General features: G+C 64.5%; 29 protein-coding genes. 10 read left to right on the top strand and 19 right to left on the bottom strand.

Annotation, left to right across the window (positions count from 1 at the left end):
* Positions 1-102: 102 nt before the first annotated feature.
* The 4 genes from LDO29_RS02875 to LDO29_RS02860 all read left to right on the top strand — a co-directional run bounded on the left by LDO29_RS02875 (position 103) and on the right by LDO29_RS02860 (position 4,612).
* Positions 103-1,185, top strand: a complete 1,083-nt coding sequence (locus LDO29_RS02875; protein WP_224078274.1) for a type VI secretion system Vgr family protein — start codon at positions 103-105, stop codon at positions 1,183-1,185.
* A gap of 111 nt (positions 1,186-1,296) precedes the next feature.
* Positions 1,297-3,129, top strand: coding sequence for a lipase family alpha/beta hydrolase (locus LDO29_RS02870; RefSeq protein ID WP_224078273.1), 1,833 nt, complete (start codon positions 1,297-1,299; stop codon positions 3,127-3,129).
* 77 nt (positions 3,130-3,206) lie between these two features.
* Positions 3,207-4,337 (top strand): T6SS immunity protein Tli4 family protein, encoded by a 1,131-nt coding sequence (locus LDO29_RS02865; RefSeq protein ID WP_224078272.1) that lies wholly within the window; start codon positions 3,207-3,209, stop codon positions 4,335-4,337.
* Positions 4,334-4,612: a PAAR domain-containing protein gene (locus tag LDO29_RS02860; protein WP_224078271.1), complete on the top strand. Its 279-nt coding sequence runs from the start codon at positions 4,334-4,336 to the stop codon at positions 4,610-4,612. Before LDO29_RS02865 ends, LDO29_RS02860 begins: the two co-directional genes overlap by 4 nt.
* 52 nt (positions 4,613-4,664) lie before the next feature.
* Here LDO29_RS02860 and iscX read toward each other — a convergent pair whose 3' ends face one another.
* The 14 genes from iscX to uvrB form a co-directional block, all read right to left on the bottom strand.
* Positions 4,665-4,859: a Fe-S cluster assembly protein IscX gene (gene iscX / locus LDO29_RS02855; protein WP_224078270.1), complete on the bottom strand. Its 195-nt coding sequence runs from the start codon at positions 4,857-4,859 to the stop codon at positions 4,665-4,667.
* A 15-nt stretch (positions 4,860-4,874) separates the two neighbouring features.
* Positions 4,875-5,213: an ISC system 2Fe-2S type ferredoxin gene (fdx, locus tag LDO29_RS02850; protein ID WP_224078269.1), complete on the bottom strand. Its 339-nt coding sequence runs from the start codon at positions 5,211-5,213 to the stop codon at positions 4,875-4,877.
* Positions 5,214-5,256: 43 nt separating this feature from the next.
* Positions 5,257-7,122, bottom strand: a complete 1,866-nt coding sequence (gene hscA / locus LDO29_RS02845; protein ID WP_224078268.1) for a Fe-S protein assembly chaperone HscA — start codon at positions 7,120-7,122, stop codon at positions 5,257-5,259.
* A 97-nt stretch (positions 7,123-7,219) separates the two neighbouring features.
* A complete protein-coding gene (gene hscB, locus LDO29_RS02840; protein ID WP_224078267.1) occupies positions 7,220-7,783 on the bottom strand; it encodes a Fe-S protein assembly co-chaperone HscB in 564 nt (187 codons plus the stop codon).
* A 5-nt stretch (positions 7,784-7,788) separates the two neighbouring features.
* Positions 7,789-8,031, bottom strand: coding sequence for a DUF3565 domain-containing protein (locus tag LDO29_RS02835; protein ID WP_224078266.1), 243 nt, complete (start codon positions 8,029-8,031; stop codon positions 7,789-7,791).
* Between the two features lie 22 nt (positions 8,032-8,053).
* Entirely contained in the window at positions 8,054-8,374 is a 321-nt protein-coding gene (gene iscA / locus LDO29_RS02830) for an iron-sulfur cluster assembly protein IscA (RefSeq protein WP_224078265.1), read from the bottom strand.
* Positions 8,375-8,408: 34 nt separating this feature from the next.
* Positions 8,409-8,813, bottom strand: coding sequence for a Fe-S cluster assembly scaffold IscU (gene iscU, locus LDO29_RS02825; RefSeq protein WP_224078264.1), 405 nt, complete (start codon positions 8,811-8,813; stop codon positions 8,409-8,411).
* 51 nt (positions 8,814-8,864) lie between these two features.
* Positions 8,865-10,088 (bottom strand): IscS subfamily cysteine desulfurase, encoded by a 1,224-nt coding sequence (locus LDO29_RS02820; RefSeq protein WP_290369508.1) that lies wholly within the window; start codon positions 10,086-10,088, stop codon positions 8,865-8,867.
* A gap of 64 nt (positions 10,089-10,152) precedes the next feature.
* Positions 10,153-10,710, bottom strand: a complete 558-nt coding sequence (iscR, locus tag LDO29_RS02815; protein WP_224078262.1) for a Fe-S cluster assembly transcriptional regulator IscR — start codon at positions 10,708-10,710, stop codon at positions 10,153-10,155.
* A 114-nt stretch (positions 10,711-10,824) separates the two neighbouring features.
* Positions 10,825-11,316 (bottom strand): low molecular weight protein-tyrosine-phosphatase, encoded by a 492-nt coding sequence (locus tag LDO29_RS02810; RefSeq protein WP_224078261.1) that lies wholly within the window; start codon positions 11,314-11,316, stop codon positions 10,825-10,827.
* A gap of 155 nt (positions 11,317-11,471) precedes the next feature.
* On the bottom strand, positions 11,472-11,711 hold the full coding sequence (locus LDO29_RS02805) for a hypothetical protein (RefSeq protein WP_224078260.1): 240 nt from the start codon (positions 11,709-11,711) through the stop codon (positions 11,472-11,474).
* Positions 11,712-11,765: 54 nt separating this feature from the next.
* A complete protein-coding gene (locus tag LDO29_RS02800) occupies positions 11,766-11,987 on the bottom strand; it encodes a hypothetical protein (protein WP_224078259.1) in 222 nt (73 codons plus the stop codon).
* A 17-nt stretch (positions 11,988-12,004) separates the two neighbouring features.
* Positions 12,005-12,304 carry a putative quinol monooxygenase gene (locus LDO29_RS02795; protein ID WP_224078258.1) on the bottom strand — a complete coding sequence of 100 codons (300 nt, stop codon included), beginning with the start codon at positions 12,302-12,304 and terminating at the stop codon, positions 12,005-12,007.
* Between the two features lie 81 nt (positions 12,305-12,385).
* Entirely contained in the window at positions 12,386-14,473 is a 2,088-nt protein-coding gene (gene uvrB / locus LDO29_RS02790) for an excinuclease ABC subunit UvrB (RefSeq protein ID WP_224078257.1), read from the bottom strand.
* A gap of 173 nt (positions 14,474-14,646) precedes the next feature.
* Here uvrB and LDO29_RS02785 point away from each other — a divergent pair, with 173 nt between their 5' ends.
* Both LDO29_RS02785 and LDO29_RS02780 read left to right on the top strand, forming a co-directional pair.
* The gene (locus LDO29_RS02785) at positions 14,647-15,843 is read left to right on the top strand and encodes an amino acid aminotransferase (protein WP_224078256.1); all 1,197 of its coding nucleotides are present in this window, start codon (positions 14,647-14,649) and stop codon (positions 15,841-15,843) included.
* Between the two features lie 262 nt (positions 15,844-16,105).
* The gene (locus LDO29_RS02780) at positions 16,106-17,347 is read left to right on the top strand and encodes a polyhydroxyalkanoate depolymerase (RefSeq protein ID WP_224078255.1); all 1,242 of its coding nucleotides are present in this window, start codon (positions 16,106-16,108) and stop codon (positions 17,345-17,347) included.
* A 65-nt stretch (positions 17,348-17,412) separates the two neighbouring features.
* Here the strand turns inward: LDO29_RS02780 and LDO29_RS02775 are convergent, their stop codons facing one another.
* Entirely contained in the window at positions 17,413-18,045 is a 633-nt protein-coding gene (locus LDO29_RS02775) for a TetR/AcrR family transcriptional regulator (protein ID WP_224078448.1), read from the bottom strand.
* Between the two features lie 204 nt (positions 18,046-18,249).
* Between LDO29_RS02775 and rsxB the strand changes: the two genes are divergently transcribed.
* Both rsxB and nth read left to right on the top strand, forming a co-directional pair.
* Complete coding sequence (rsxB, locus tag LDO29_RS02770) at positions 18,250-18,999, top strand: electron transport complex subunit RsxB (protein WP_224078254.1); 750 nt, start codon at positions 18,250-18,252, stop codon at positions 18,997-18,999.
* Positions 18,996-19,640, top strand: coding sequence for an endonuclease III (gene nth / locus LDO29_RS02765; protein ID WP_224078253.1), 645 nt, complete (start codon positions 18,996-18,998; stop codon positions 19,638-19,640). The genes rsxB and nth overlap by 4 nt, the downstream gene beginning before the upstream one ends.
* Positions 19,641-19,707: 67 nt before the next feature.
* On the opposite strand, the gene LDO29_RS02760 is transcribed toward nth, so the two are convergent.
* Positions 19,708-20,295, bottom strand: coding sequence for a malonic semialdehyde reductase (locus tag LDO29_RS02760; RefSeq protein WP_224078252.1), 588 nt, complete (start codon positions 20,293-20,295; stop codon positions 19,708-19,710).
* Positions 20,296-20,384: 89 nt separating this feature from the next.
* Positions 20,385-21,311: a DMT family transporter gene (locus tag LDO29_RS02755; protein WP_224078251.1), complete on the bottom strand. Its 927-nt coding sequence runs from the start codon at positions 21,309-21,311 to the stop codon at positions 20,385-20,387.
* 101 nt (positions 21,312-21,412) lie between these two features.
* On the opposite strand from LDO29_RS02755, the gene LDO29_RS02750 reads away from it, so the two are divergent.
* On the top strand, positions 21,413-21,844 hold the full coding sequence (locus LDO29_RS02750) for a DUF1841 family protein (RefSeq protein WP_224078250.1): 432 nt from the start codon (positions 21,413-21,415) through the stop codon (positions 21,842-21,844).
* 102 nt (positions 21,845-21,946) lie between these two features.
* Positions 21,947-23,242 (top strand): phospholipase A, encoded by a 1,296-nt coding sequence (locus LDO29_RS02745; protein WP_224078249.1) that lies wholly within the window; start codon positions 21,947-21,949, stop codon positions 23,240-23,242.
* On the opposite strand, the gene LDO29_RS02740 is transcribed toward LDO29_RS02745, so the two are convergent.
* Together LDO29_RS02740 and grpE are read right to left on the bottom strand one after the other, a co-directional pair.
* On the bottom strand, positions 23,239-23,664 hold the full coding sequence (locus tag LDO29_RS02740) for a thioredoxin family protein (RefSeq protein ID WP_224078248.1): 426 nt from the start codon (positions 23,662-23,664) through the stop codon (positions 23,239-23,241). The two genes, LDO29_RS02745 and LDO29_RS02740, sit on opposite strands and share 4 nt — an antisense overlap.
* Before the next feature lie 109 nt (positions 23,665-23,773).
* Positions 23,774-24,328, bottom strand: coding sequence for a nucleotide exchange factor GrpE (gene grpE, locus LDO29_RS02735; protein WP_224078247.1), 555 nt, complete (start codon positions 24,326-24,328; stop codon positions 23,774-23,776).
* Positions 24,329-24,451 lie beyond the last annotated feature (123 nt).

Here is a 24,451-nt window from a genome sequence, read left to right as displayed (position 1 = left end):
GTAACGCGCTGCCTGCGGATAACATCGCCTTCGGTCCGCAGCAGGTGCTTCACGCGCATCACGGGTGCCCTGCGGGAATCCTCATCTCAGGAGGCCGTTCGCATGGGTATCCGCGATCATCTGCCGTTCCCCGCCCGCACCGTCACGGTCGCCGGTCCGGCCTTGCCGGAAATTCTGGGCCAGTCCCCTTTCACCTTCGTGCGCCTGGAGGGTCACGAGAACCTCTGCAGCCTGTTCGAATACGAACTCGAACTCAAGACCCCCGACAAGCCGTACAACTTCCACGGCCCGGAAGGCAACTTCGACCTGCGCGAGATGAACGGGCGCGAGCTCACAGTACGGATCGAACTCGATGGCATGGGTAAGGGGTTGGCCGGCCGCATCGGCTCGGGTACCCGCGAAATCAGTGGCATTGTCGATCGCGCCCGCTACCTGCGCGCCGAGGGGCGGCACTTTGTCTATGGACTGACACTGCGTCCATGGCTCTGGATTGCCTCGCAGAACCGGAACAGCCGCGTTTTCGAGAACCGCACGGATATCGAAATCATCGAGGAAGTCCTGTCCGCCTATACCTTCCCCGTCGAGCGCAGGCTGGACGCGGCGAAGTACCCAAAACGGGTCTATCGCACCCAGTGCAATGAAAGCGACTACGTTTTCGTCGCCCGGCTGATGCAGCACTGGGGAATATCCTGGTTCTTCGAACATTCGGCCGGCAGGCATCGCCTGGTTCTGGTCGACCACGTGGGCGGCTACCTCACCATGCCGAGCGAGGCGTATCAGGTTCTGGAGATTCACCCGCCCGGAGTCCGGATCGACCAGGAACATCTCGATACCTTCACGGTCGTCGATGCCGTGGTAGCCGGCAAGTACACGACCAATGCCTACAGCTTCACCCAGCCGCGCGGCAACCTGACTGCCAGCAGTTCGGACCCGAGAGACACCGGACTGAATACTGGCGAGCTGCATCAGGAGGTGTACGACTTCCCAAGCGAACACGCCCAGCCCGCGACGGACAACCACCCATGGAACGAAGGCGACATGATCGCCCGCATTCGCATGGAGGCCATTCGCTCGCAGGGGCTGCGCTGTTTCGGCGCGGGCAACCTGCGTGAAGCGATTTCGACCAGGAGGTGTATCTGCATCTGCCCGACGGCTCGCCTGCCAGAAATCGGAAATTCCGCCTGACGCAGTCGGACGGCAGCGTGATCGAGGGCGCCACGAATCCGGATGGGCTGACCACACTCCAGCAAAGCCAGGGGGCAGAGAACATCCGCGTACAAATTCTGGGAAACCTCCATGGAAACTGATCGCATCCATCTGAAAACAGGCGAGGAAATCGGCGGGCATGCCGGTGCCACCATTGCGCTGACGCCCTCGACCGACAAGCAGCGCGTGAGCCTGCCGGTGCCGCCTGACAAGGTGATTCCGATCATTTTCCTGCCGGGCATCATGGGCAGTCATTTGCGCATGAGCCGGACGCGACAGAAGGACCTTAAGCGCGACGACAACATCGCATGGCGACCCGATGATATCTCGGACACTCTGGCTCGTCGCAATGACTCCCCGGAATTGCGGCAACTGAACTTCGATCCGGACGAGACCGAAGTGGATCGCTACGAGATCACCGACGACGCCGGCAAGTTCGACATGACCGGCCAGGAGACGGTGAATTCCGACAAGCGGCACCGCAATGTGCCGGACGGGCTGCCCGACATCGGCTTGCTGATGAGCGCACCGTTGCCGCCAGCCGCCGAGCAATGGAAAGCCAGGCGCGGCAAACACGAAGCCACGGCTGCGCAGAAGGCGCGCTGGCGCGGATGGAGCGAGGTCATGTTCGACACCTACGGCACCGTGATCAAGCTGCTGGAGGCGCATCTGAATGACATGCTGGCGCCAAAGACCGGAGTGCTTTCGCCAACCTGGAAGCAGGGCAAGAGAGTAGAAGTGCTGGGTGTCAATCCTGCCTATTGGGGCGGCGCCGGCGATGCGCTGACGGAGGCCGATATCCTGCGTGTGGCGAACTGCTGGTATCCGGTCTACGCGATGGGCTACAACTGGCTGCAGAGCAACGGCACATCCGCGCAGAAGCTTGCCAGGCGAATCGACGACATCATCCGGATGTACAAAGCCAACGGGCGGCAGTGCGAGAAGGTGATCGTGGTCACGCATTCCATGGGCGGGCTGGTCGCCCGCGCGCTGCTGCATCCGGACTACGGCAACGCGAAGGACAAGATCCTCGGGATCTATCACGGCGTCCAGCCTGCACTCGGGGCCGGGGCCGCCTACAAGCGGGTACGCGCAGGATTCGAGGCGCAGAACGATCTGGTTGGGAATCTTGTCCGGGATGTCATGGGCAAAACGGGCAAGGAGGTGACGGCCGTTTTTGCCAATGCCTCAGGCCCATTGGAACTGCTGCCTTCCGCCTCCTATCCGCGCGGCTGGTTGCGCCTGCAGACAGCCGACTACCGGCAGGTGATGGCGCTGCCGATCACGTCGGACGGCCCATTGAAGGCGTATTGGAACGATCTGGAATTGCATCGGACGCTGGGCGTCGACAAGCCAGCAGCGCCAATGGCTGTTGGCGATCCATTCTATGACATCTATGGGCGCAACCCGCAGGCGTGGTGGCGGCTGCTGAATCCTGAGTGGATTAATCCGGCAGATAAGGATACTAAAGGCGCAGAGCCATTCGCTCTTGCGAAGAAGCGGGTTGCCGCTGCGCAGCTTTTCCACAAGAACATCAAAGATCTGTACCACCCGGTCACCTACGCCAGCTATGGCCATGACAGTGACCAGAAAGCCTATGGCAGTGTGACCTGGCGCGCGGACACTGCCGATCTGACGCCACACGGCGACCCGCTCACATGGACGCTAGAGAGCGAGGATGCCCAAGGCCGCATCGTGGTGCGTACTCGAAGCGGCCAGCCGCTGACACTGCGCGTGGAGCCTCCGGCCGACGCCGGGGACCAGACAGTACCTGCCAAGGCGTCGGCCGAAGCCGTGCGCGGTACGCTGTTCCGGCAGACCGGCTACGAGCATCAGGCAAGCTATCAGAATGACCAGGTGCTGGCGAGCACCCTGTATTCGATCATCAAGATCGCCAACACTGCCACATGGTGGGATCAATGATCCGCCGAGCCCTAGCCATCAGCCTTGCCGCCCTGCTGCTCGCGGGGTGCCAATCGCATACCTATCCGGAGAAGAACATGTCGGAACCCGTTACGCTGTCGCCGCGCTTGCAGACGCTCTTTGCCAACACCAAGCAGGTTTGCTTTGGGCGCTACGTGATGGAAGTCCCGGCGGAAGCCAAGTTGCTATGGGGATTCCAGGAGTTTCCCGGCAAGATCGTTACGCACGTTGGCCAAGCGGAGCGCTTGAAAGAGCGTGCGGAGTCCTTCCGCCACGAAGTCCTAAGCAAGGACCGAACTGCCAGCATCAGCTATTTTGGCCACGCAGCATCGCCGATGAGTTGGGAGATTCGCTACTTTGAAGACCAACTTTCGATCGACTACGGGGTGGAAATGAAGCATACCTTCGTTGCATCCGGATCGAATCTGTACGAGTGGTTCACAGGTGGCGAGAAACTTGCCCCTCTGGTGTACAGCATCCGCGCACGCGACAATGCCGACATTCCGACCGCCCCCGGCGTCTGCATCGACCACGGCTTTGTTGCAGATGCATCTGGCACATTCCAGGAAATCTTCGGCGCGGGCATTCATCTCCCGAGTTTCCCGGATGTCAGCTTTTCGGTCGACTCCAACAAGCTGGCGACCGGTGTAGGAGAAGGGCTCCTGGCATCAATCGCCGAACAAAAGAAGGATCTTGGCAGCCGCTATCCGAAACTGACCACCCTGCGAGAACGCAAGCGCCCGGTCGGCGTGTGGCAGGGCGAGGAATCGCTGGTCCGCCGTGCAAATGGTACGCATGACTTCGAATGGGAAGCCATAGGCAAGGAACGCTCCACGCTGCATCCTGCCCGCATCGGCGCAAAGATGTACACCAAGGTAGCGGCCAACCGCATCGGCGCCGCAGATGCGGCGTCCCTGAGCGATGACGAAGCCATTGCCCTCTGGAACAGGCTGCTGGATGGCGTGCGCTTTCGCGTCAACGCACCGCCGACGCAAACCGGGGCTCCGGTCACAGTGCGATCGGGTGAGATCACGCCCCTGACCGGCATGTGGCGCGCCTCGCTTCCCCCCGGACACCCGAAGGCGGCGTTGGTGGCCAGCCAATCCGGCGTCCTCTGGCAAAAAGGGATGCCGATGATCCGCTTCGGGCTATCGCCTGCCGACGAAGCGCTGGTTGTGTGGACGTGGATGGGCGAGGCCAGTACATGAGCCCCCGCCGCATCATCACGGTCGGTGATGTAACCGACCACAACGGCGTGGTGGCCACGGGCTCGCCCACGTACAAGCTTTGGGGACGCGCCGTTGCGCGGCTGCACGACGAGGTGGACTGTCCGCAGGTCTATCCGGACGGGCAGCCCCATGGGCGCAACAAGATCATCGAGGCCTCCGGGCCAATGTTCGGAGGCCTGCCCGTTGCGATGGAGGGAGATGGTTGCGAATGCGGCTGCAGACTGATCGGCAGTTCCCGCGCGACGATTGGCTAAGGCGATGTTCCGTGCGAGTCAGGAAGCAGCGCACAGAACGCTTCAGGAAGACTCAGTTCGCTTCCTCGATCCACGCCGCCTGGATCGCTTCGAGGATCTTCTCGCCAGAGCGCTCGGGCAGGTCACTGAAGCCGTCCAGTTCCAGTACCCACTTGCGCAGATCCGTGAAGCGGATCGTTACCGGATCCACGTCGGGAAACTTGTCATACAGCGCCGCGGCAATGTCGTAGGTGTCGGTCCACTTCATGGGGTTCTCCGGGCCTCAGTGGCCTTCCTTCGCGTGATTAATGGTGTACTTCGGGATCTCGACCGTCAGGTCTTCGTCAGCGACGATGGCCTGGCATGACAGACGCGATTGGGGCTCCAGTCCCCAGGCCTTGTCGAGCAGGTCTTCTTCCTTCTCCTCGGCCTCCTCGAGCGAGTCAAAGCCCTCGCGCACGATCACGTGGCAGGTCGTGCAGGCGCACGATTTCTCGCAGGCGTGCTCGATGTCGATGTCGTTGGCCAGCAGTGCGTCGCAAATGCTGACGCCGGGCTCGGCTTCGATCACGGCCCCTTCCGGGCAGTATTCGGCGTGGGGCAAAACGATGATCTGTGGCATGTCGTGTCCTGGTATTGATGCTGTGCGATGCGGGAGCCGGTGATCAGCCGAGTTCCTGCACCTTGCGCCCGGCCAGCGCGCTCTTGATCGAGCGGTCCATGCGGCGGGCGGCGAATTCGTCGGTGCCGCGCGACAGCGTCTCGATCGCGGCCTTGATGGCGTGATGATCCTCGCCAGCGGCGATGTCACGCACCGAGGTGATCAGCGCCTCGACGGCGGCACGCTCGTCGGCCGACAGCAGGTCGCCGTCAGTCTCCAGCGCACGCGTGGTGGCTTCGATCAGCCGATCGGCCTCGACGCGCTCTTCGGCCAGCGCGCGGCTCTTCATGTCGTGCTCGGCCTCGCGGAAACTGTCCTGCAGCATGCGCGCGATGTCGTCGTCGGCCAGGCCATACGACGGCTTCACGGTGACCGACGATTCCACGCCCGAATGTGTCTCGCGCGCAGTGACCGACAGCAAGCCGTCGGCGTCAACCTGGTAGGTCACGCGGATGCGCGCCGCACCCGCCACCATCGGCGGAATGCCGCGCAGTTCGAAGCGCGCCAGCGACCGGCAGTCGCTGGCCAGCTCGCGCTCGCCCTGCAGCACGTGGATGGCCATGGCGGTCTGGCCGTCCTTGAACGTCGTGAACTCCTGCGCGCGCGCCACCGGAATAGTGCTGTTGCGCGGGATGATCTTTTCCACGAGGCCGCCCATGGTTTCCACGCCGAGCGACAGCGGAATTACGTCCAGCAGCAGCCAGTCCTCGCCCGGCGCATGGTTGCCGGCCAGCAGGTTGGCCTGCATGGCGGCGCCGAGCGCGACGACGCGGTCCGGATCCAGGTTGGTCAGCGGCGGCTGGCCGAAGAAGTCGCCCACCGCCTTGCGGATGGCCGGCATGCGCGTGGCGCCGCCGACCAGCACCACGCCCTTGACCTCATCGGCCGTCACGCCCGCATCGCGCAGTGCCTTGCGCACCGGCGCCAGGGTCTTCTGCACCAGGTGCGCGGTGATCTGGTCGAACGTGTCATCGGTCAGCGGCAGGTGCACGATCTCGCCGGAATCCAGCACGGCATCGATCACCGTATTGTCGCCTTCCGACAGTGCTTCCTTGGCCGCGCGCGCGCGCACCATCAGCAGGCGGGTGTCCTGCGCCGACAGCGGCTGCAGGCCGGCCTGCTCGACAACCCAGCACAGCAGGCGCTGGTCGAAATCGTCGCCGCCGAGCGCGGAATCGCCGCCCGTCGACAGGACTTCGAACACGCCCTTGGTCAGCTTCAGGATCGAGATATCGAAGGTGCCGCCACCGAGGTCATAGACCGCGTAGATGCCTTCGGCGGCATTGTCCAGGCCGTAGGCGATCGCCGCCGCGGTGGGCTCGTTGAGCAGGCGCAGCACGTCCAGCCCGGCCAGGCGCGCGGCGTCCTTGGTGGCCTGGCGCTGCGCTTCATCGAAATAGGCCGGCACCGTGATGACGGCGCCGACCAGGTCATCGCCGAGCGAATCTTCGGCACGCTGGCGCAGCGTCGCCAGGATCTCTGCAGAGACCTCCACCGGGCTTTTCACGCCGGCCACGGTCTTGATCTGCACCATGCCCGTCGCATCGACGAAGTCGTACGGGCTGTGCTCGTTATGGGCCACGTCCTTCAGGCCACGGCCCATGAAGCGCTTGACCGAGACGATGGTGTTCTTCGGGTCGCGCACCGCCTCGTCCTGGGCGCGGTAGCCGATATGCGTGGTCCGGTCCGGCAAGTAGCGCACCACGGAGGGCAGCAGCGCGCGGCCGCGGTCATCGGACAGGACTTCGGGAATGCTGTTGCGCACCGCCGCCACCAGCGAGTTGGTGGTGCCGAGGTCGATGCCAACGGCAAGACGGCGTTGATGGGGCGCCGGCGACATGCCGGGTTCGGAGATCTGGAGCAATGCCATGATGATTCTTCGCTTTCTCGTGCGCGATGATGACCGCCGCACCGGCGGCTTTCGCGACGGGCGCCATTGTCACATGACCCCGCCAAACGTGCTGGGCCTACGGATCCAGCCGGTCGATCGCCTCGCTGGTATCGTGTTCGATCTTCTCGATGAACATCAGTTGCCGTACCGCCGCGCCCGCAGCCTCGTTGTCGCCGGCGTCCAGCAGCGCGCCAAGCGCAGCGTGCCGCTCGCGTTTTTCCTGCCGCAGCCCGCGCAGCAGGCCATCCAGGCGGTTGACGTCACCGGACTCGACGGCGTCCTGCAGGTCTTCGCGCCACTCCATCTGCTGCATCAGGAATGCGGGCGACATGGCGGTGTTGTTCTCCGCCTGCACGTCCGCCCCGCGCAGCCCCAACAGGTAGATAGCGCGCTTGAGCGGCTGGCGCAGCGTGCGGTAGGCCTCGTTGGCATGCGCGGCCCACTGCATCGCCACGCGCCGCTCCGCATCGCCGGCATTGGCAAAGCGGTCCGGATGCGCCTGCGACTGCACCGTCCGGTATGCGGCGTCCAGCGCCGCCTCATCCACGCCGAACTGCACCGGCAAGCCGAACAGCGAAAAAAAATCGTCTTTCAACAGCTTCCCCAACAAAAAGAGCGGCCGCGCCGCCCCCTTGTGCATTCACATCAACCGCCGCCGGCGCGCCCTTGCCCAGGTACCTGCGCCCAATCGGCCAGCGGTTCGTTGCGATCGCATTTCAGGCAGTTCACCGTTGCGCCAAGCCGGGCCGCCCGGCCCTGCTCCGTGGCCGTCCACGGCCGCAATTGCCAGGGCGGGTTGTGGCGCATGTGCTGCCCGTGCCCGCAATCGAGTTCGGCGACCCAGTCACCTTCCTCGTCCCGATGGAAGCCGACGATGCAGCGCTCCATCCGGTTCCTTCCGCGCCGACGCTCAGACCGTGAAGGACTCGCCGCAGCCGCACTCGTCCTTGACGTTCGGGTTGTTGAAGCGGAAACCTTCGTTCAACCCTTCGCGCGCGTAGTCGAGTTCGGTACCGTCGATGTACGGCAGGCTCTTGGCGTCAACGATGACCTTGATGCCATGCGACTCGAACACCTGGTCTTCAGGCAGCAGTTCGTCGACGTACTCCAGCTTGTAGGCCAGGCCCGAGCAGCCGGTGGTCTTCACGCCCAGGCGCAGGCCCACGCCCTTGCCACGGCGCTCCAGGTAGCGGGCCACGTGCCTGGCGGCCTTCTCGGTGATCGTGATCATCGTCGCGTCTTCCTTCTTTCGGAGCCCACGAGGCTCAGGCAGCCTTCTGTTCGGCAGCGCCCGGGTGCTTCTTCTTGTAATCCTCGACGGCCGCCTTGATGGCGTCCTCGGCCAGGATCGAGCAGTGGATCTTCACTGGCGGCAGCGCCAGTTCTTCGGCGATCTGGGTGTTCTTGATCTCGAGCGCCTGGTCGACGGTCTTGCCCTTCACCCACTCGGTCACGAGCGACGACGAAGCGATGGCCGAGCCGCAGCCATAGGTCTTGAACTTGGCGTCTTCGATCACGCCGGATTCGTTCACCTTGATCTGGAGCTTCATCACGTCGCCGCAAGCCGGGGCGCCGACCATGCCGGTACCCACGGTGTCGTCGCCCTTGTCGAAGGAACCGACGTTGCGGGGGTTTTCATAGTGGTCGAGAACCTTGGAGCTGTATGACATTTTGCTTACCTCGTACTTGATCTTTTATGGGGTCATGCGTGCGGACAGCGCTCAGTGCGCGGCCCACTGGATCGAATTCAGGTCGACGCCATCCTTGTACATCTCCCACAGCGGCGACAGGTCGCGCAGCTTGCCGATCTTGCTCTTGAGCAGTTCGACGGTGTAGTCGATTTCCTGCTCGGTCGTGAAGCGGCCCACCGTGAAGCGGATCGAGCTATGCGCGAGCTCGTCGTTGCGGCCCAGCGCGCGCAGCACGTACGACGGCTCCAGCGAGGCCGAGGTGCAGGCCGAGCCCGACGACACGGCCACGTCCTTGATCGCCATGATCAGCGACTCGCCTTCGACGAAGTTGAAGCTGACGTTCAGGTTGTGCGGCACGCGGTGTTCGAGGTCGCCGTTCAGGTAGACCTCTTCCATGCTCTTCAGGCCGGTCCACAGGCGGTCGCGCAGCATGCGGATGCGTTCGTTCTCGGTCGCCATTTCCTCGCGGGCGATGCGGAAGGCCTCGCCCATGCCGACGATCTGGTGCGGAGCCAGCGTGCCCGAGCGCATGCCGCGCTCATGGCCGCCGCCGTGCATCTGCGCCTCGATGCGCACGCGCGGCTTGCGGCGCACGTAGAGCGCGCCGATGCCCTTCGGGCCATACGTCTTGTGGGCCGAGAACGACATCAGGTCGCACTTCAGCGTGTTCAGGTCAATGGCCACCTTGCCGGTTGCCTGGGCGGCGTCGCAGTGGAAGATGATGCCCTTGGCACGGCAGATCTCGCCGATCTGCTCGACGTCCTGGATCACGCCAATCTCGTTGTTCACCAGCATCACCGAGACCAGGATGGTGTCCGGGCGGATCGCCTGCTTGAACACTTCCATGTCGATCAGGCCGTCTTCCTTCACGTCGAGGTAGGTCACCTCGAAGCCCTGGCGCTCCAGCTCACGGGTGGTGTCCAGCACGGCCTTGTGCTCGGTCTTCACCGTGATGATGTGCTTGCCTTTGCCGGAGTAGAAATTCGCGGCGCCCTTGATTGCCAGGTTGTCCGATTCGGTCGCCCCCGACGTCCACACGATCTCGCGCGGGTCGGCGCCAACCAATGCGGCCACCTGCTCACGCGCCTCTTCCACCGCACGTTCCGCTTCCCAGCCATAGGCGTGGCTGCGCGACGCGGGATTGCCGAACTGCTCGCGCAGGTACGGAATCATCTTGTCCGCCACGCGCGGGTCCACCGGCGTGGTGGCCGAGTAATCCATGTAGATGGGGAAATGTGGGGTGCTCATCGTTATGACTGCCTTTTTTCAGGGGACCGCTGATCGCTTGTTGCGCTGCTTGCCTGCCGTGCGTCTCGTCTCAGGACTGCGCCAGGCTGAAAACTGAATTCACCACCCTGGCCCGGACCGGCTTCTCGGCCTTGTCCGCCTTGCCACGCGCGGCGGGTACCGCCGGCTGCACTGCGGCGTCTTCGCGCATATCGTGCAGGACGGCCGGCTGCTTGGCGCGCTGCTGATCCACCAGGTTCTTGAGGGAGACGGAATCGAGGTATTCGACCATCTTCTGGTTCAGCGTCGCCCACAGTTCGTGGGTCATGCAACGCCCGGAGCCGTCATCTCCGTTACAATTACCCTTTCCACCGCACTGGGTGGCATCGAGCGGCTCGTCCACGGCGATGATGATATCCGCCACGGTGACGTCTTCAGCCTTGCGCGCAAGGCTGTATCCACCGCCGGGGCCACGCACGCTTTCGACGATCTCGTGCCGGCGCAGCTTGCCGAACAGCTGCTCCAGGTAGGACAGCGAGATCTTCTGCCGCTGGCTGATGCCGGCGAGCGTGACAGGTCCCTGATCCTGGCGCATGGCCAGGTCGATCATCGCAGTCACCGCGAAGCGGCCTTTGGTGGTCAGTCTCATGATGCAGGGCTAATACTTGATCGTTTCCGTCAAGTATAAAGGTACCCGAGTAATTCAGTCAACTACCCCTGCGGCACCGCATCAAACCCGGCGATTTTCGACAGCCTTCGCGCGTCAGGCGGGCTCGTCGCGCAGGCGCTGGCGCAGCATCTCGATGATGCCGTCGCAAGCATCTTCCACATAGTCGAGCACGCGCTCGAAGCCGTCGCCTTCGCCGTAGTAGGGGTCGGGCACCTCGTCCGCGTCGTAGCGGGTGGCGAAGCTCATCAACAGCCGCAGTTGCTGCGCATCGGCTCGCGGGCACAAGGTCGACAGGCGCTCGAGGTTGTCCCGGTCCATGGCCAGCACCAGGTCGAAGCGCGCGAAATCCGGCAGGCCGACCTTGCGGGCCCGCAGCGCCGACAAGTCATAGCCACGCTGCTGCGCATGGCGCTGGGTACGCGGGTCCGGGGCACGTCCAAGGTGATAGTCATGGGTTCCGGCCGAATCGAGCTCGACCAGGCCGGCGAGCCCGGCCGCGGCGAGCTTGGCGCGCAACACGCCCTCGGCCGTCGGGGAGCGGCAGATATTGCCCATGCAGCACATCAGGATCGCGTACTTCTTCATGGCTTTCTGCCCGGAGGAATGGATGGAAGCGCCGCAGCAGGCGGCGCCCACCCGGCGCCAAGCGCCAGCCATGGGCATGGCCACACCCGGTGCCGCGCATGGAAGCCTTGCCGGCGAAGGGCGCGATTTTAGCGCCACCCGCCAGCGGCGGCTCGCTAAAGCTGTTTGGCGAGCCGCTCCCCGTGCGCAAACCCGGCGATTTCCGCCGCTTCGGCAGTCTTGTAGTGGTCGGTGATCAGGGATTTTTCTGTCAGCGTCGTGGCCGCGCGGATATTGCAGCCGGCGCGGCAGACCCGCACCGTGTATTCCCACTCGCTCTGCGAGCGGTGCCGCACTAGGACCTGCACTTCGTGGGTTTCATAGACCTTCTTCTTCCATTCGCCGATTTCGGCCATGACCGTCTCCAGTCTCCAGGAATGATGGGCGTGCCGGCGTATAGCGCTACAGACTCAGTTCACCTCGCCGGCATCGATGGCGCGCATGGCGGCCGCTTCCGCCATGGCAACCGCGGCTTCTGGCGTCGGCGCCTTGCCGGCCAGCGCCTCGAAAGTCGGGCCAGAGGGCTCGCCGAACGCGTCGGCAATGCGCACTTGTGCAGCAAAGCCGCCACCGGTCTCCGGGACCGCGCTGGCAACTACCATGTAGCCGCCGTATTCGAACTGCCGTTCCATATTGGCCCCCTGCCGGTTCACGGCAGCTTGGCTGCCAGGACGTCGAGCTTCTGGATCGGCGGCGCGCCGACGAACAGCTCGGGCGCCCGGGCCATCAGCGCTGCCGCCACCTTGCCCGCCAGATGCGCGTCGCGTGCCCCCTCGTCAGGGAACGCATCAAAGATGCCGAATCGCGATGGTCCCAGCCGCAGCGCGAACCAGGCCGTGGTGCCGGCTTCCTGCTCGACCAGGGGCAAGCCGTCGCGCAGGAACTGCTCCACCTCCGCTTCCTTGCCGGGCCTGGCTTCGAGCGGCACCCACAGCGCTAGCTTGACCATGGCGCATCTCCTGATCTGGCGTGACGCTTTCCACTATAGGCCAGCACGCGGGCGTGGTGCGCCGGGAAAGCCTTACGACGCTTACGCTGGCGGCAACGGCGCCTCTTCGCCGCTGGCGCCGAACAACTGCGCCTTGAGCTTGGCGAGCTGGTCTCGCACCTGCGCAGCCTTTTCGAACTCGAGGTTCCTGGCGTGATCCATCATGAGCTTTTCAAGCCGCTTGATCTCCCTGGAGACCTGCTTCTCGCTCATATCCTCGTAGCGCGCGCGCTCCTGGGCAGCCAGCAACTCAGCCTTGACCTCGCCCGCGTCGTAGACGCCGTCGATGATGTCCTTGATGCGCTTGACCACGCCGCGCGGCGTGATGCCATTGGCCTCGTTGAAGGCAATCTGCTTGGCGCGGCGCCGCTCGGTCTCGTCGATGGCCTTGCGCATCGAATCGGTGATGCGGTCGGCGTACAGGATCGCGGTGCCGTTCACATTGCGCGCGGCGCGGCCGATGGTCTGGATCAGCGAACGCTCGGCGCGCAGGAAACCCTCCTTGTCCGCGTCGAGGATGGCCACCAGCGACACCTCGGGGATATCCAGCCCTTCACGCAGCAGGTTGATGCCGACCAGCACGTCGAACGTGCCCAGGCGCAGGTCGCGGATGATCTCGACGCGCTCCACGGTGTCGATATCCGAGTGCAGGTAACGCACCTTGACGCCGTTCTCCGACAGGAACTCGGTCAACTGCTCGGCCATGCGCTTGGTCAGCGTGGTCACCAGCACGCGTTCGCCCGCCTCGACGCGCAAGTGGATTTCGGACAGCAGGTCATCCACCTGAGTCCCCGCCGGCCGCACGATGATAGTGGGATCGACCAGCCCCGTCGGGCGCACGACCTGCTCCACCACCTGCCCGGCATGCTCCTTCTCGAACTGCGCCGGGGTGGCGGAGACGAACATCACCTGCCGCATCTTGCGCTCGAACTCTTCGAACTTGAGCGGCCGGTTGTCCAGGGCCGACGGCAACCGGAAACCGTATTCGACCAGCGTGGTCTTGCGCGCGCGGTCGCCGTTGTACATGCCGTTGAGCTGGCCGATCAGCACGTGCGACTCGTCCAGGAACATCAGCGCGTCCGGCGGCAGGTAGTCGACCAGCGTCGGCGGCGGCTCGCCCGGCTTCGCCCCCGACAGGTGGCGCGAGTAGTTCTCGATGCCCTTGCAGAAGCCCAGTTCGGACAGCATTTCCAGGTCGAAGCGCGTCCGTTGCTCCAGCCGCTGGGCCTCCACCAGCTTGCCTTCCTTGTGGAAGAACTCCAGCCGCTCGCGCAGTTCGGCCTTGATGTCCTCGATGGCGCGCAGCACCGTTTCGCGCGGCGTCACGTAGTGGCTGGACGGATAAACCGTGAAGCGCGGGATCTTCTGGCGCACGCGGCCAGTGAGCGGGTCGAAGAACTGCAGTGATTCCACCTCGTCGTCAAACATCTCGAGGCGCACCGCCATTTCGGCGTGTTCGGCCGGGAAGATGTCGATGGTGTCACCGCGCACGCGGAAGGTGCCGCGCTGGAAATCGGTCTCGTTGCGCGTGTACTGCATGGCGATCAGCCGTGCGATCACGTCGCGCTGGCTGACCTTGTCCCCGGCGCGCAGCGTCAGGATCATCTGGTGGTATTCGTTCGGGTTGCCGATACCGTAGATGGCCGACACCGTCGCCACGATCACCGTGTCGCGGCGCTCCAGCAGGCTCTTGGTGGCCGACAGGCGCATCTGCTCGATATGCTCGTTGATCGAGGAGTCCTTCTCGATGAACAGGTCGCGCTGCGGGACGTAGGCCTCGGGCTGGTAGTAGTCGTAGTAGCTGACGAAGTACTCGACGGCATTGCGCGGGAAGAACTCGCGGAACTCGGAATAGAGCTGCGCCGCCAGCGTCTTGTTGGGCGCGAAGACGATCGCCGGGCGGCCCATGCGTGCGATCACGTTGGCCATCGTGAACGTCTTGCCGGAGCCCGTCACGCCCAGAAGCGTCTGGAACGACAGGCCGTCCTCCACGCCCTCCACCAGTTGCCGGATCGCCTCGGGCTGGTCGCCGGCTGGCGGAAACGGCTGGTAGAGCTGGAACGGCGAGCCCGGAAAAGTGACGAATTTGTCTTCGTCCAGGGCCGGCGCGACTTCGGCGAGATTCGACATAGACGGTTAGGGAAATACCTGAGAAAGGGGGGCGGATACGCTAGAATCTTGGGGTTGCACAGCCCGCTTCAAGCAGCAAACGCCAGCAAGCAGGTCTGCCGCACGCCCCCCAGCGCAGTCCGAAGCATTCTACGCCTTCCCGTTTTCTTACATTGCCGACCACGAGAGTCCAAATGAGTTTGTTTTCTGCCGTCGAAATGGCCCCGCGCGACCCGATCCTGGGCCTGAATGAAGCCTTCAATGCCGACACCCGCGCCACCAAGGTGAACCTGGGCGTTGGCGTGTACTTCACCGACGAAGGGAAAATTCCCCTGCTGCGTGCCGTGCAGGAAGCGGAAAAGGCGCGCCTGACCACCGCCACGCCGCGCGGCTACCTGCCCATCGAGGGCATCGCCGCCTATGACCAGGCCGTGCAGTCGCTGCTTTTCGGCAAGGAATCGCCGCTGATCACCGAAGGCCGCGTTGTGACGGCCCAGGCACTCGGCGGCACCGGCGCCCTGAAGATCGGCGCCGACTTCCTGAAGCGCCTGTACCCGGGCTCCAAGGTTGCCATCAGCGATCCGAGCTGGGAAAACCACCGCGCGCTGTTCGAAGCCGCCGGCTTCGAGGTCGTGAACTATGCCTACTACGATGCGCCCAGCCACGGCCTGAACTTCGCCGGCATGGTGGAATCGCTCAAGTCGTACCCGGCCAACACCATCGTCGTGCTGCACGCGTGCTGCCACAACCCGACCGGCGTCGACCTGTCGACCGAGCAGTGGAAGGAAGTGGTCGCGCTGATCAAGGAACGCAACCTGATCCCGTTCCTGGACATGGCCTACCAGGGCTTTGCCGACGGCATCGACCCGGACGGTGCGGCCGTGCGCCTGTTCGCCGATTCCGGCCTCCCCTTCTTCGTGTCGAGCTCGTTCTCGAAGAGCTTCTCGCTGTACGGCGAGCGCGTGGGCGCGCTGTCGATCGTCACCACGGGCAAGGATGAAGCCCAGCGCGTGCTGTCGCAGGTCAAGCGCGTGATCCGCACCAACTACTCCAACCCGCCGACCCACGGCGGTACCGTGGTTGCCACCGTGCTGAACAGCCCCGAACTGCGCGCGATGTGGGAGCAGGAACTGGCCGAGATGCGCGACCGCATCAAGCTGATGCGTCACGCGCTGGTCGACAAGCTGGCCGCCAAGGGCGTGAAGACCGACTTCTCGTTCGTGAAGGCCCAGCGCGGCATGTTCTCGTACTCGGGCCTGAGCTCGGCGCAAGTGGATCGCCTGCGTAACGAGCACGGCATCTACGCCGTCGGCACCGGCCGCATCTGCGTGGCGGCGCTGAACAGCCGCAATATCGACGCCGTTGTCGACGCTATCGCGGCAGTGCTGTAAACGCCGCATTGCCAGGGCTGCCGGCGCGCCGGCAGCCCTGGCATGGTGCATGCAACAGGAAAAGGCAGCTACGGCTGCCTTTTCTGCTTTGTCATTCCGTTTTGTCATGCGGAATTAAGGCCTTTGGGCTATTGTCTTTTCCCATTGCCGCCGTACCTTAGGGTATATGCTGCACAGCACGATTGTTGGGTTGCGTGCATAATCGGCACACCGGCCAACGACAGTGCCCCCTTTAGAAGACGTATTACCAGGCCAGACCACCATGCTCTACCAATTGCATGAGTTCCAGCGTTCGATGCTGCACCCGCTGACCGCGTGGGCACAGGCGACCGCCAAGACTTTCACCAATCCCCTCAGCCCGTTGTCCCTGGTTCCCGGCGCACCCCGCCTGGCTGCAGGCTACGAACTCCTGTACAGGCTCGGCAAGGAATACGAGAAGCCCGCGTTCGACATCAAGTCGGTGCGCTCGAACGGGCGCGAGATCCCGATCGTCGAGCAGACCATCCTGGAAAAGCCATTCTGCCGCCTGGTCCGCTTCAAGCGCTACGCCGATGATCCGGACACGATCAAGCTGCTCAAGGACGAGCCCGTGGTGCTGGTTGCGGCACCATTGTCCGGCCACCACGCCACGCTGCTGCGCGACACCGTGCGCACGCTGCTGCAGGACCACAAGGTTTATGTAACCGACTGGGTCGACGCGCGCATGGTGCCGGCGGAACATGGCCCGTTCCACCTGTCGGACTATATTTATTACATTCAGGAATTCATCCGTCACATCGGCGCGGACAAGCTGCACGTCATTTCGGTGTGCCAGCCGACGGTGCCCGTGCTGGCGGCGATCTCCCTGATGGCTTCGGCCGGCGAGAAGACGCCGCTCACCATGACCATGATGGGTGGCCCGATCGATGCCCGCAGGAGCCCGACGGCGGTCAATTCGCTGGCCACCAACAAGTCGTTCGAGTGGTTCGAGAACAACGTCATCTACACCGTGCCGGCCAATTATCCCGGCCACGGCCGCCGCGTCTATCCCGGCTTCCTGCAGCATGCCGGCTTCGTGGCAATGAACCCGGACCGCCACCTGTCGTCGCACTATGACTATTACCTGAGCCTGATCCAGGGCGACGCCGACGACGCGGAAGCCCATGTGCGCTTCTACGATGAGTACAACGCCGTGCTCGACATGGCGGCCGAGTACTACCTCGACACGATCCGCGAAGTGTTCCAGGAGTTCCGGCTGGCCAACGGCACCTGGGCCATCGATGGCAACCCGGTGCGGCCGCAGGACATCAAGGGCAGCGCGCTGCTGACGATCGAGGGCGAACTCGACGACATCTCCGGTGCCGGCCAGACCGCCGCGGCGCATGAGTTGTGCGCGGGCATCCCGGAGACGCACAAGCACCACCTGTCGGCGACGAATTGCGGCCACTACGGGATCTTCTCGGGCCGCCGCTGGCGCGATGAAATCTATCCGCAATTGCGCGACTTCATCCGCAAGTACCGTTGACCTGACCACGTGCCACGCAGTAACGCCCGCATTCGCGGGCGTTTCTTCGTTCCGGGCTAGGCGACTCAGCGCTTCAGATAGCTCAGCAGCATCTCGGTGTGCAGCTCGGCGAACCGTTCGTGCTCGTCCTGCGAGGCCACGTCCCGGCCGATCACCGCGCTGATCGTGTATCGGTTCGACAGAACGTAGTAACCGAGCGCCGAGATGGTCAGGTAGAACTGCGGGACGTCGATGTTGTCGCGGAACAGCCCCTGCTGCTGGCCCCTGCGGACGATGTCCGCCAGCACGTTGACGATGGGGTTGACGAGCTGGTGAAGCTGCGCCGATTTCTTCAGATGGCGCGCCTCGTGCAGGTTCTCGCTGTTGACGAGACGGATGAATTCCGGATGCTGGTAGTACCAGTCCCACACGAAGCGGGCCAGCGTACGGACCCCGGCAACAGGATCTTCATCCGTAATATGGAGCCGCTCCTCATCCGCGCGGAACTCGGCGTACTGCTTCTCCAGCACGGCCAGGAAGAGGCCTTCCTTGCTGCCGTAGTAGTAGTACAGCATGCGCTCATTGGTTTCAGCGCGGCGCGCGATCTGGTCGACTCGGGCGCCGGCCAGGCCGCCCTTGGCAAATTCCTCCGTGGCCGCCGCCAGGATGCGTCGGCGCGTGCCCTCTGGGTCCCGTTTGGTTCTGGTCTCGTTTGACATGGGGTAAGGGTCGATGTTTGCGCGGATTATGGCATAGCCGCGCACGCTTCTGGCCAGCTGGCCGTCGCGCATGATGGCTGGTTCTGCCCAATCGCGAAATCGGGGATAATCCGTGCGGCGTGCGGCCCGCAGAGGCCGGCGCGCGGCTGACGGCAACCTGCCGATGCCGCCAATGTTCCCCTTCCCGCCATTCTTGCTGTTGCCGTGAGTCCCGCCCACACCCTCGCAGATCGCCTCGAAGCGCTGCTGCCGCAAACCCAGTGCACCAAGTGCGGTTTCAACGGTTGCCGTCCGTACGCCGAAGCCATGGCCAGCGGCGAGGCCGCCTGCAACCGTTGCCCGCCCGGCGGCGCGGAGGGAATCCGCCGCCTGTCGGCGGTGCTGGGCACCGAACCGCTGCCGCTGGATCCCGAGCGCGGCGTCGAACAGCCGCGCTCGGTCGCGCGTATCGACGAAAGCCTGTGCATCGGCTGTACGCTGTGTATCCAGGCCTGCCCGGTCGACGCCATCGCGGGTGCGGCCAAGCAGATGCACACCATCATCCCGGACCTTTGTACCGGCTGCGACCTCTGTGTGCCCCCCTGCCCGGTCGACTGCATCGACATGGTGCCGGTCACCGGCGAACGCACCGGCTGGGATGCCTGGACGCAGGCACAGGCCGATGCTGCCCACGCGCGCTACCTCGCGCGCAGGCAGCGGCTGGTGCGCGAGCGCGAGGAGAACGACGCGCGCCTCGCGGCCAAGGCCGCCGCCAAGCTGCAGGCCCTGCAGGCGGAAGCTGCGGAGTCGGAGGCCGAGCGTGCCGCGCAGGAACGCAAGCGCGCCATCATTCAGGCCGCGATCGAACGCGCGCGCCAGAAGCAGCAAGCTGTCCGGCCGCGCAATACCGGGGACGACGACGCCAAGGGTACCGCTCCGGACAACGACAACACACCCAAACAACCAGGCCAATGAACGCTGCCAAGTGCCGTGCGCTGTTCGAGACCCTGCGCGAGGTCAATCCCGCGCCGACCACCGAACTGGAATACAGCTCCCCGTTTGAATTGCTGATCGCCGTGCTGCTGTCGGCGCAGGCCACCGACGTCGGCGTCAACAAGGCCACGCGCAAGCTGTTCCCGGTCGCGCACACGCCGCAGCAGATGCTGGAACTTGGCGAGGCCGGACTGAGCGAGTACATCAAGACCATTGGTCTTTACAAGACCAAGGCGAAGCATGTGATCCAGACGTGCCGCATCCTGGTCGAGCAACACGGCGGCAAGGTGCCGCCGGACCGCGCCGCGCTGGAGGCGCTGCCTGGCGTGGGCCGCAAGACTGCCAACGTGGTCCTCAACACCGCATTCGGCGAGCCGACCATCGCCGTCGACACGCACATCTTCCGCGTAGCCAACCGCACCGGGCTGGCTCCCGGCAAGAACGTGCAGGCCGTCGAAGACAAGCTGCTCAAGGTGGTGCCCAAAGAATTCCTGCACGATGCCCACCACTGGCTGATCCTGCATGGCCGCTACGTATGCAAGGCGCGCAAGCCGGAATGCTGGCACTGCGTGATCGAGCCGCTGTGCGAGTACCGCGACAAGACCGAGGCACCGCGCGGCTGAGCGAGGCCCTGGACAACAAAAGACCCGCCGAGGCGGGTCTTCTTCATGGCATGCGGGGTGCTGCGTCTCAGACGATGCGGCAGGCCTCTTCGAACGCCAGGCGAGGCAGGCGCGGGAACAGCTTGTCGCCTTCACCGTAGCCCAGGTTGCACAGGAAGTTGACCTCCCACTTGCCGTCCGGGAAGAAGGCGGCGTTGACCTTGTCCGCGTCGAAGCCGCCCATCGGGCCGCAGTCCAGGCCCATGGCGCGCGCGGCCAGGATGAAGTAACCACCTTGCAGCGAGCTGTTCATCAGCGCATCGCGGGCGATCTTGGCATCGTTGCCGGCATACCATGCGCGCGCGTCGGCATGCGGGAACAGCTTGGGCAGTTGGTCATGGAACGCCTTGTCATAGGCGATGATGGCCGTGACCGGTGCGGAACGGGTCTTGTCCACATTGCCGGCGGAAACGCACTCGACCAGCCGCGCCTTTTCGGCGGCGCTCTTGACGAAAACGATACGCACCGGGCAGCTGTTGGCCGCCGTCGGACCGAACTTCATGGCTTCATAGACCTGGTGAAGCACGGCGTCGTCCACGTGACGATCCTGCCACACGTTGTGCGTGCGGGCTTCGGTGAACAATTGGGCCAGGGCTGCCTGATCGATCTGGGACATGCGCTCGTTCCTGTACATGGGTTGAAAGGGAAACGCGAATTGTACAGAAGGGCCGGGCGCCCCGAATACAGCCGCTTCGATCAGGCGACTCAATGCTCTTGCACCTTGCCCGGCGCACTTGCCCGCCGGGTCAGCCACAGCACGCCGGCCAGGATCAGGCCCCCACCAATGGCTTGCGCGGCACTGATGTGCTCGCCCAGCAGCACCGCGGCCAGCGCTACCGTGACGACCGGCTCCAGCGTAGACAGCATGGACGCCTGCGCCGCGCCCAGTCTCTGCAACCCTGCAAAGAAGGTCAGGATGGCCAGTACCGTGGACAACAGCGCGATGCCGAGCATGGCGAGCCAGCCGCCGGCCGTCGCGGGAAACTGCGGCGGCACGCCGGCACCAAGGCGCAGCACGCTGGCCGTACCGTACACCAGCGCCGCGGCGGCGCAGATCACGGTGGTGGTGGCAATGGCGTTGACACCTGCCGTGACACGCGCGCCAACAATGATGTAGACCGAGTAGATCACGGCAGCGGCCAGCCCCAGCGCAATACCGAGCGGACTGCCCTCCCCGCCGCCCACGGTAAGCCCCGCCCCTGCCGAGCACAGCACCAGGGCAATGACCGCGGCAGTCGTCAGGCGCTCCTTGAGGAAGATGGCCGCCAGGATCGTGACGAAGAGCGGATACAAGTAAAGCAGCAGGGCCACGAGGCTGGCCTGCGCATGGTTGAGCGCGCTGAAAAAGCAGAAGGACTGGCCGACGTAGCCGATGCCCCCCATGGCCGCCAGCGCCAGCACGCGCCGCCACGACGGCAGCCGGATGCCGCGCGCGCGCATCACGAGGGCCAGCGTCACCGCGGCCAGCGCGAAACGCACGGTCAGCAGGCCATAGACATCGGCACCGGCTTCGTAGGCGAAGCGGGCAAAGATCGCCATTGCACCGAAGGCACTGGCCGACAGGGCGATCAGCAGCACGCCGGCGAATTTTTCGCGGGCACGCTCGGAGACAGCAGACGCGGTAGCAGTCATGGGGAACGCAGGACGACAGGCAAATTGGCCAATCCCGCATTCTAATGGCGCCGGCGCCACCAACAGCACGGCTGGGAGCGCTCGTTTACAATGGCGTCACCATGTTCAATCCGTCCCGTGAAGAAGTCCGCCGGTTTTTCTGCGATGCCTGGCAGAAGCAGCTTTCCGGCGGCGTCCTGACCCCGCTGGAAGCCATTGCCGTCGACTGGATCGGCGAGCATCCCGAATACCAGGCGCTGCTGGCCGATACCGAAGGCGCGCTGGCGCAGGACTATGCGCCCGAAAAGGGTCAGACCAACCCGTTTCTCCACCTGGCCATGCACTTGTCGATCTCCGAGCAGGTGTCCATCGACCAGCCCCCGGGCATCCGCCAGGCCTACGAAACATTGACCCAGCGGCTGGACTCGCCGCATGAAGCCCAGCACCAGGTGATGGAATGCCTGGGCGAGATGCTCTGGCAGGCACAACGCTCCGGGCTGCCGCCCGACGGCGCGCACTACGTGGACTGTGTGCGGCGCCGCGCATCGCGCTGAGCTGCGTACAATTCGTCACAACCCTCGTCGGGTGGCGTGGTAGGCTTGCCCGCATTGCCATCCGCCTGCGCCAAGGTCCAGCCAGACACGGCGCATCCCGACATGCTCCAGACGTCACAGCCCGCACGGCGCAAGCCCGACAGCCGTGCAGCCATAGCGACCTGGGGACGGCTCTGCCTGACGCTCGCCTGCGCCTGGCCCCTGTCAGGCCAGGCTGCGGTCTCGATGCTGCAGCCGCCCCGCATCATCGACGGCGCCCAGCCGCTCACACTGACCCTGCTGATCAGCGCGGAGACCGGAACACGCCGCTACCAGGTGCCCGACACGCTCGAGATAACGGCCTCCGGCGATCTCCAGGCGCCCGTGAAACTCGTCCTGCGACGCGTGGAACCGGGCCCCGCCGTTGTTTCCCTTCGCAAGGGCGAAAACCGGACGATCCGCTATGCCGCCGACCTGCCGCCCGGACTGCGCGGTACGATCCGACTCGACGCCACCGGCATCGACGCAGCCCCGGTACTGGTCACGCTGAACCAGCAGGCGACGACGGATCACCCTGCGGTAGCGCCAACGGCGGCCACCCTTGCCGCGCCAGCGCACGAGGCCCAGTCCACCGAAAGCGTGCCGACACCGGTGGTACCGGTCGCCTCGGCCGCCCAGCCAGCCCCGGCCCCGGCCGACCTGCGCGACAGCGCGCGCCTGTCGTTCAACGACCCGATGTATTTCATCGTGGGCGCACACGACGGTGGCAACGCAAAATTCCAGCTCAGCTTCAAGTACCGGATCCTCGAAGGCAAGGATCCGGCATCGCGGCGCTTGATCGACAATCTCTACGTCGCCTACACGCAGTTCTCGCTGTGGGACCTGTCGCAGGACTCCAAGCCGTTCCGCGACACCAACTACCGGCCGAGCTTCTATTACTACCTGTCGGACACGGGCGTGCATAACGCCGCCATCAGCCGCCTGTCACTGGCCACCGGGCTCGAGCATGAGTCCAATGGGCGCGGGGGCGACGAATCGCGCAGCATCAACACCTTCTTCGTCAAGCCGACCTTCTATTTCGGCGACCAGAACAACTGGCACTGGCGCGTCACGCCCAAGCTGTACGCCTACCTGGAAAAGAACGACAACCCCGACATCGCACATTACCGCGGCTACATGGACCTGGACCTTGTCTACGGCAAGGCGGATTCGTGGGAGTTTGCCGCGACGGTGCGCAAGGGCACGCGCAAGTGGTACGGCAGCGTTGACGCCCGCGTGACCTATCCGCTAGCGCGGCTGATTCCGGGCACCGCCGGGTATCTGATGGCCGGCTATTTCGTCGGCTACGGGGAAAGCCTGCTGGACTACAACCACAAGCTTCCCTGGCAGTTCCGGCTGGGCTATGCGCTGTCGCGCTAGCCGGCGAGCGGCTTGCCCTCCGCCTTCAGGCGCGCGTTGGCAACCGCCGCAGCGAACTGCCCATGGCCGTGCCAGCCCGTGGCACGGCCAAGCTTCTTGCCGTTCCGGAAGAACATGAAAACCGGAATGCCATGCAGGCCGAAGCGCCGCCCGAGTTCGGGGTGCGCATAGACATTGGCGTGCAGCCAGTGCAGGTCCAGCGCGCGGATCGGATCGGGATTGGCCAGCATGGCCTTCTTCGCCATTTCGCAGTTGAAGCAGTCCACGCCCCAGAAGAACACGCACACCAGCTTGTCGCCGGCTGTGGCAATGGCGGTATCAATCGAGGCGTCATCCACCTGCTGCATGCCGAATGCGTCAAATGCGCGATGGTCGAGGTGCGCGTCGGATGATGGCGTGATACCGGCTGCCGCGTCGCTCATGGCTTGCCTCCGCAAATGGCAAGACGCCCCGGGGCCAGGCTGGCACCGGGGCGTCGATCGATGGTCATGCCCACGAACTGCGGCCACTCAGCCACACCGTGGTAATCGCTTATTTGGGTGCCGAAACCGTCACCAGCGCCGGACGCAGCACGCGATCGGCGATCATGTAGCCGCGCTGCAGCACCATCACTACCGTATTCGGCTCCTGCTCCGACGGCACCATCGAGATGGCCTGGTGGCGGTGCGGATCAAACTTTTCGCCGACCGGGTTCAGTTCCACGATCTTGCCGCGCTCGAACGCGGCGGCCAGCTGGCGCGCGGTCAGCTCGACGCCTTCGCGCAGCTTGGCGATATCGCCCGAGCCGTCGGCCAGCGCTGCCTGCAGGCTGTCCATCACGGGCAGCAGGTTGTCGGCGAAATTCTCGATGGCGAACTTGTGCGCCTTGGACACGTCCTCCTGTGCCCGGCGGCGGATATTCTCGCCTTCCGCGACGGAGCGCACGTACATGTCATAGTGTTCGCGCGCCTTGGCTTCCAGCGCGGCAAGCTGGGCCGCCACATCATCCACGGCGGCAGTCTCCGGCGCGGCGGCCGCGGCGTTGGTGGCCGCTTCGGCGGCGGGCTCAGGCGTCGGGGTGGATGGCGTCTGCTTCTGTTCTTCCATGTCGATCCGTATCAATGCATTGTCGCGGCCATCCGGTGCAGGCCGCGGTGGGTAAATCGGCGTGTGTCTCGCGCATCTGGTGGCAACCCGTCATTTTTCAAGAGTGGTTGAGAAGAGACCCGG

Source organism: Cupriavidus laharis, from assembly GCF_914271435.1.
GTDB classification, from domain to species: Bacteria; Pseudomonadota; Gammaproteobacteria; order Burkholderiales; family Burkholderiaceae; genus Cupriavidus; species Cupriavidus laharis.
This window is presented reverse-complemented; position numbering and strand designations above follow the sequence as displayed.

Coding starts and splice junctions, on each gene's coding strand:
- iscR (WP_224078262.1), bottom strand. CDS start 10,710: ATGAGACTGACCACCAAAGGCCGCTTCGCGGTGACTGCGATGATCGAC.
- LDO29_RS02745 (WP_224078249.1), top strand. CDS start 21,947: ATGCTCCAGACGTCACAGCCCGCACGGCGCAAGCCCGACAGCCGTGCA.
- LDO29_RS02800 (WP_224078259.1), bottom strand. CDS start 11,987: ATGGAACGGCAGTTCGAATACGGCGGCTACATGGTAGTTGCCAGCGCG.
- grpE (WP_224078247.1), bottom strand. CDS start 24,328: ATGGAAGAACAGAAGCAGACGCCATCCACCCCGACGCCTGAGCCCGCC.
- hscB (WP_224078267.1), bottom strand. CDS start 7,783: ATGCACAAGGGGGCGGCGCGGCCGCTCTTTTTGTTGGGGAAGCTGTTG.
- LDO29_RS02760 (WP_224078252.1), bottom strand. CDS start 20,295: ATGTCCCAGATCGATCAGGCAGCCCTGGCCCAATTGTTCACCGAAGCC.
- LDO29_RS02870 (WP_224078273.1), top strand. CDS start 1,297: ATGGAAACTGATCGCATCCATCTGAAAACAGGCGAGGAAATCGGCGGG.
- iscU (WP_224078264.1), bottom strand. CDS start 8,813: ATGTCATACAGCTCCAAGGTTCTCGACCACTATGAAAACCCCCGCAAC.
- iscA (WP_224078265.1), bottom strand. CDS start 8,374: ATGATCACGATCACCGAGAAGGCCGCCAGGCACGTGGCCCGCTACCTG.
- LDO29_RS02810 (WP_224078261.1), bottom strand. CDS start 11,316: ATGAAGAAGTACGCGATCCTGATGTGCTGCATGGGCAATATCTGCCGC.
- LDO29_RS02775 (WP_224078448.1), bottom strand. CDS start 18,045: ATGTCAAACGAGACCAGAACCAAACGGGACCCAGAGGGCACGCGCCGA.
- hscA (WP_224078268.1), bottom strand. CDS start 7,122: ATGGCATTGCTCCAGATCTCCGAACCCGGCATGTCGCCGGCGCCCCAT.
- LDO29_RS02875 (WP_224078274.1), top strand. CDS start 103: ATGGGTATCCGCGATCATCTGCCGTTCCCCGCCCGCACCGTCACGGTC.
- LDO29_RS02780 (WP_224078255.1), top strand. CDS start 16,106: ATGCTCTACCAATTGCATGAGTTCCAGCGTTCGATGCTGCACCCGCTG.
- LDO29_RS02835 (WP_224078266.1), bottom strand. CDS start 8,031: ATGGAGCGCTGCATCGTCGGCTTCCATCGGGACGAGGAAGGTGACTGG.
- fdx (WP_224078269.1), bottom strand. CDS start 5,213: ATGCCACAGATCATCGTTTTGCCCCACGCCGAATACTGCCCGGAAGGG.
- LDO29_RS02860 (WP_224078271.1), top strand. CDS start 4,334: ATGAGCCCCCGCCGCATCATCACGGTCGGTGATGTAACCGACCACAAC.
- LDO29_RS02785 (WP_224078256.1), top strand. CDS start 14,647: ATGAGTTTGTTTTCTGCCGTCGAAATGGCCCCGCGCGACCCGATCCTG.
- nth (WP_224078253.1), top strand. CDS start 18,996: ATGAACGCTGCCAAGTGCCGTGCGCTGTTCGAGACCCTGCGCGAGGTC.
- LDO29_RS02750 (WP_224078250.1), top strand. CDS start 21,413: ATGTTCAATCCGTCCCGTGAAGAAGTCCGCCGGTTTTTCTGCGATGCC.
- LDO29_RS02740 (WP_224078248.1), bottom strand. CDS start 23,664: ATGAGCGACGCGGCAGCCGGTATCACGCCATCATCCGACGCGCACCTC.
- iscX (WP_224078270.1), bottom strand. CDS start 4,859: ATGAAGTGGACCGACACCTACGACATTGCCGCGGCGCTGTATGACAAG.
- LDO29_RS02755 (WP_224078251.1), bottom strand. CDS start 21,311: ATGACTGCTACCGCGTCTGCTGTCTCCGAGCGTGCCCGCGAAAAATTC.
- LDO29_RS02865 (WP_224078272.1), top strand. CDS start 3,207: ATGTCGGAACCCGTTACGCTGTCGCCGCGCTTGCAGACGCTCTTTGCC.
- LDO29_RS02795 (WP_224078258.1), bottom strand. CDS start 12,304: ATGGTCAAGCTAGCGCTGTGGGTGCCGCTCGAAGCCAGGCCCGGCAAG.
- uvrB (WP_224078257.1), bottom strand. CDS start 14,473: ATGTCGAATCTCGCCGAAGTCGCGCCGGCCCTGGACGAAGACAAATTC.
- LDO29_RS02805 (WP_224078260.1), bottom strand. CDS start 11,711: ATGGCCGAAATCGGCGAATGGAAGAAGAAGGTCTATGAAACCCACGAA.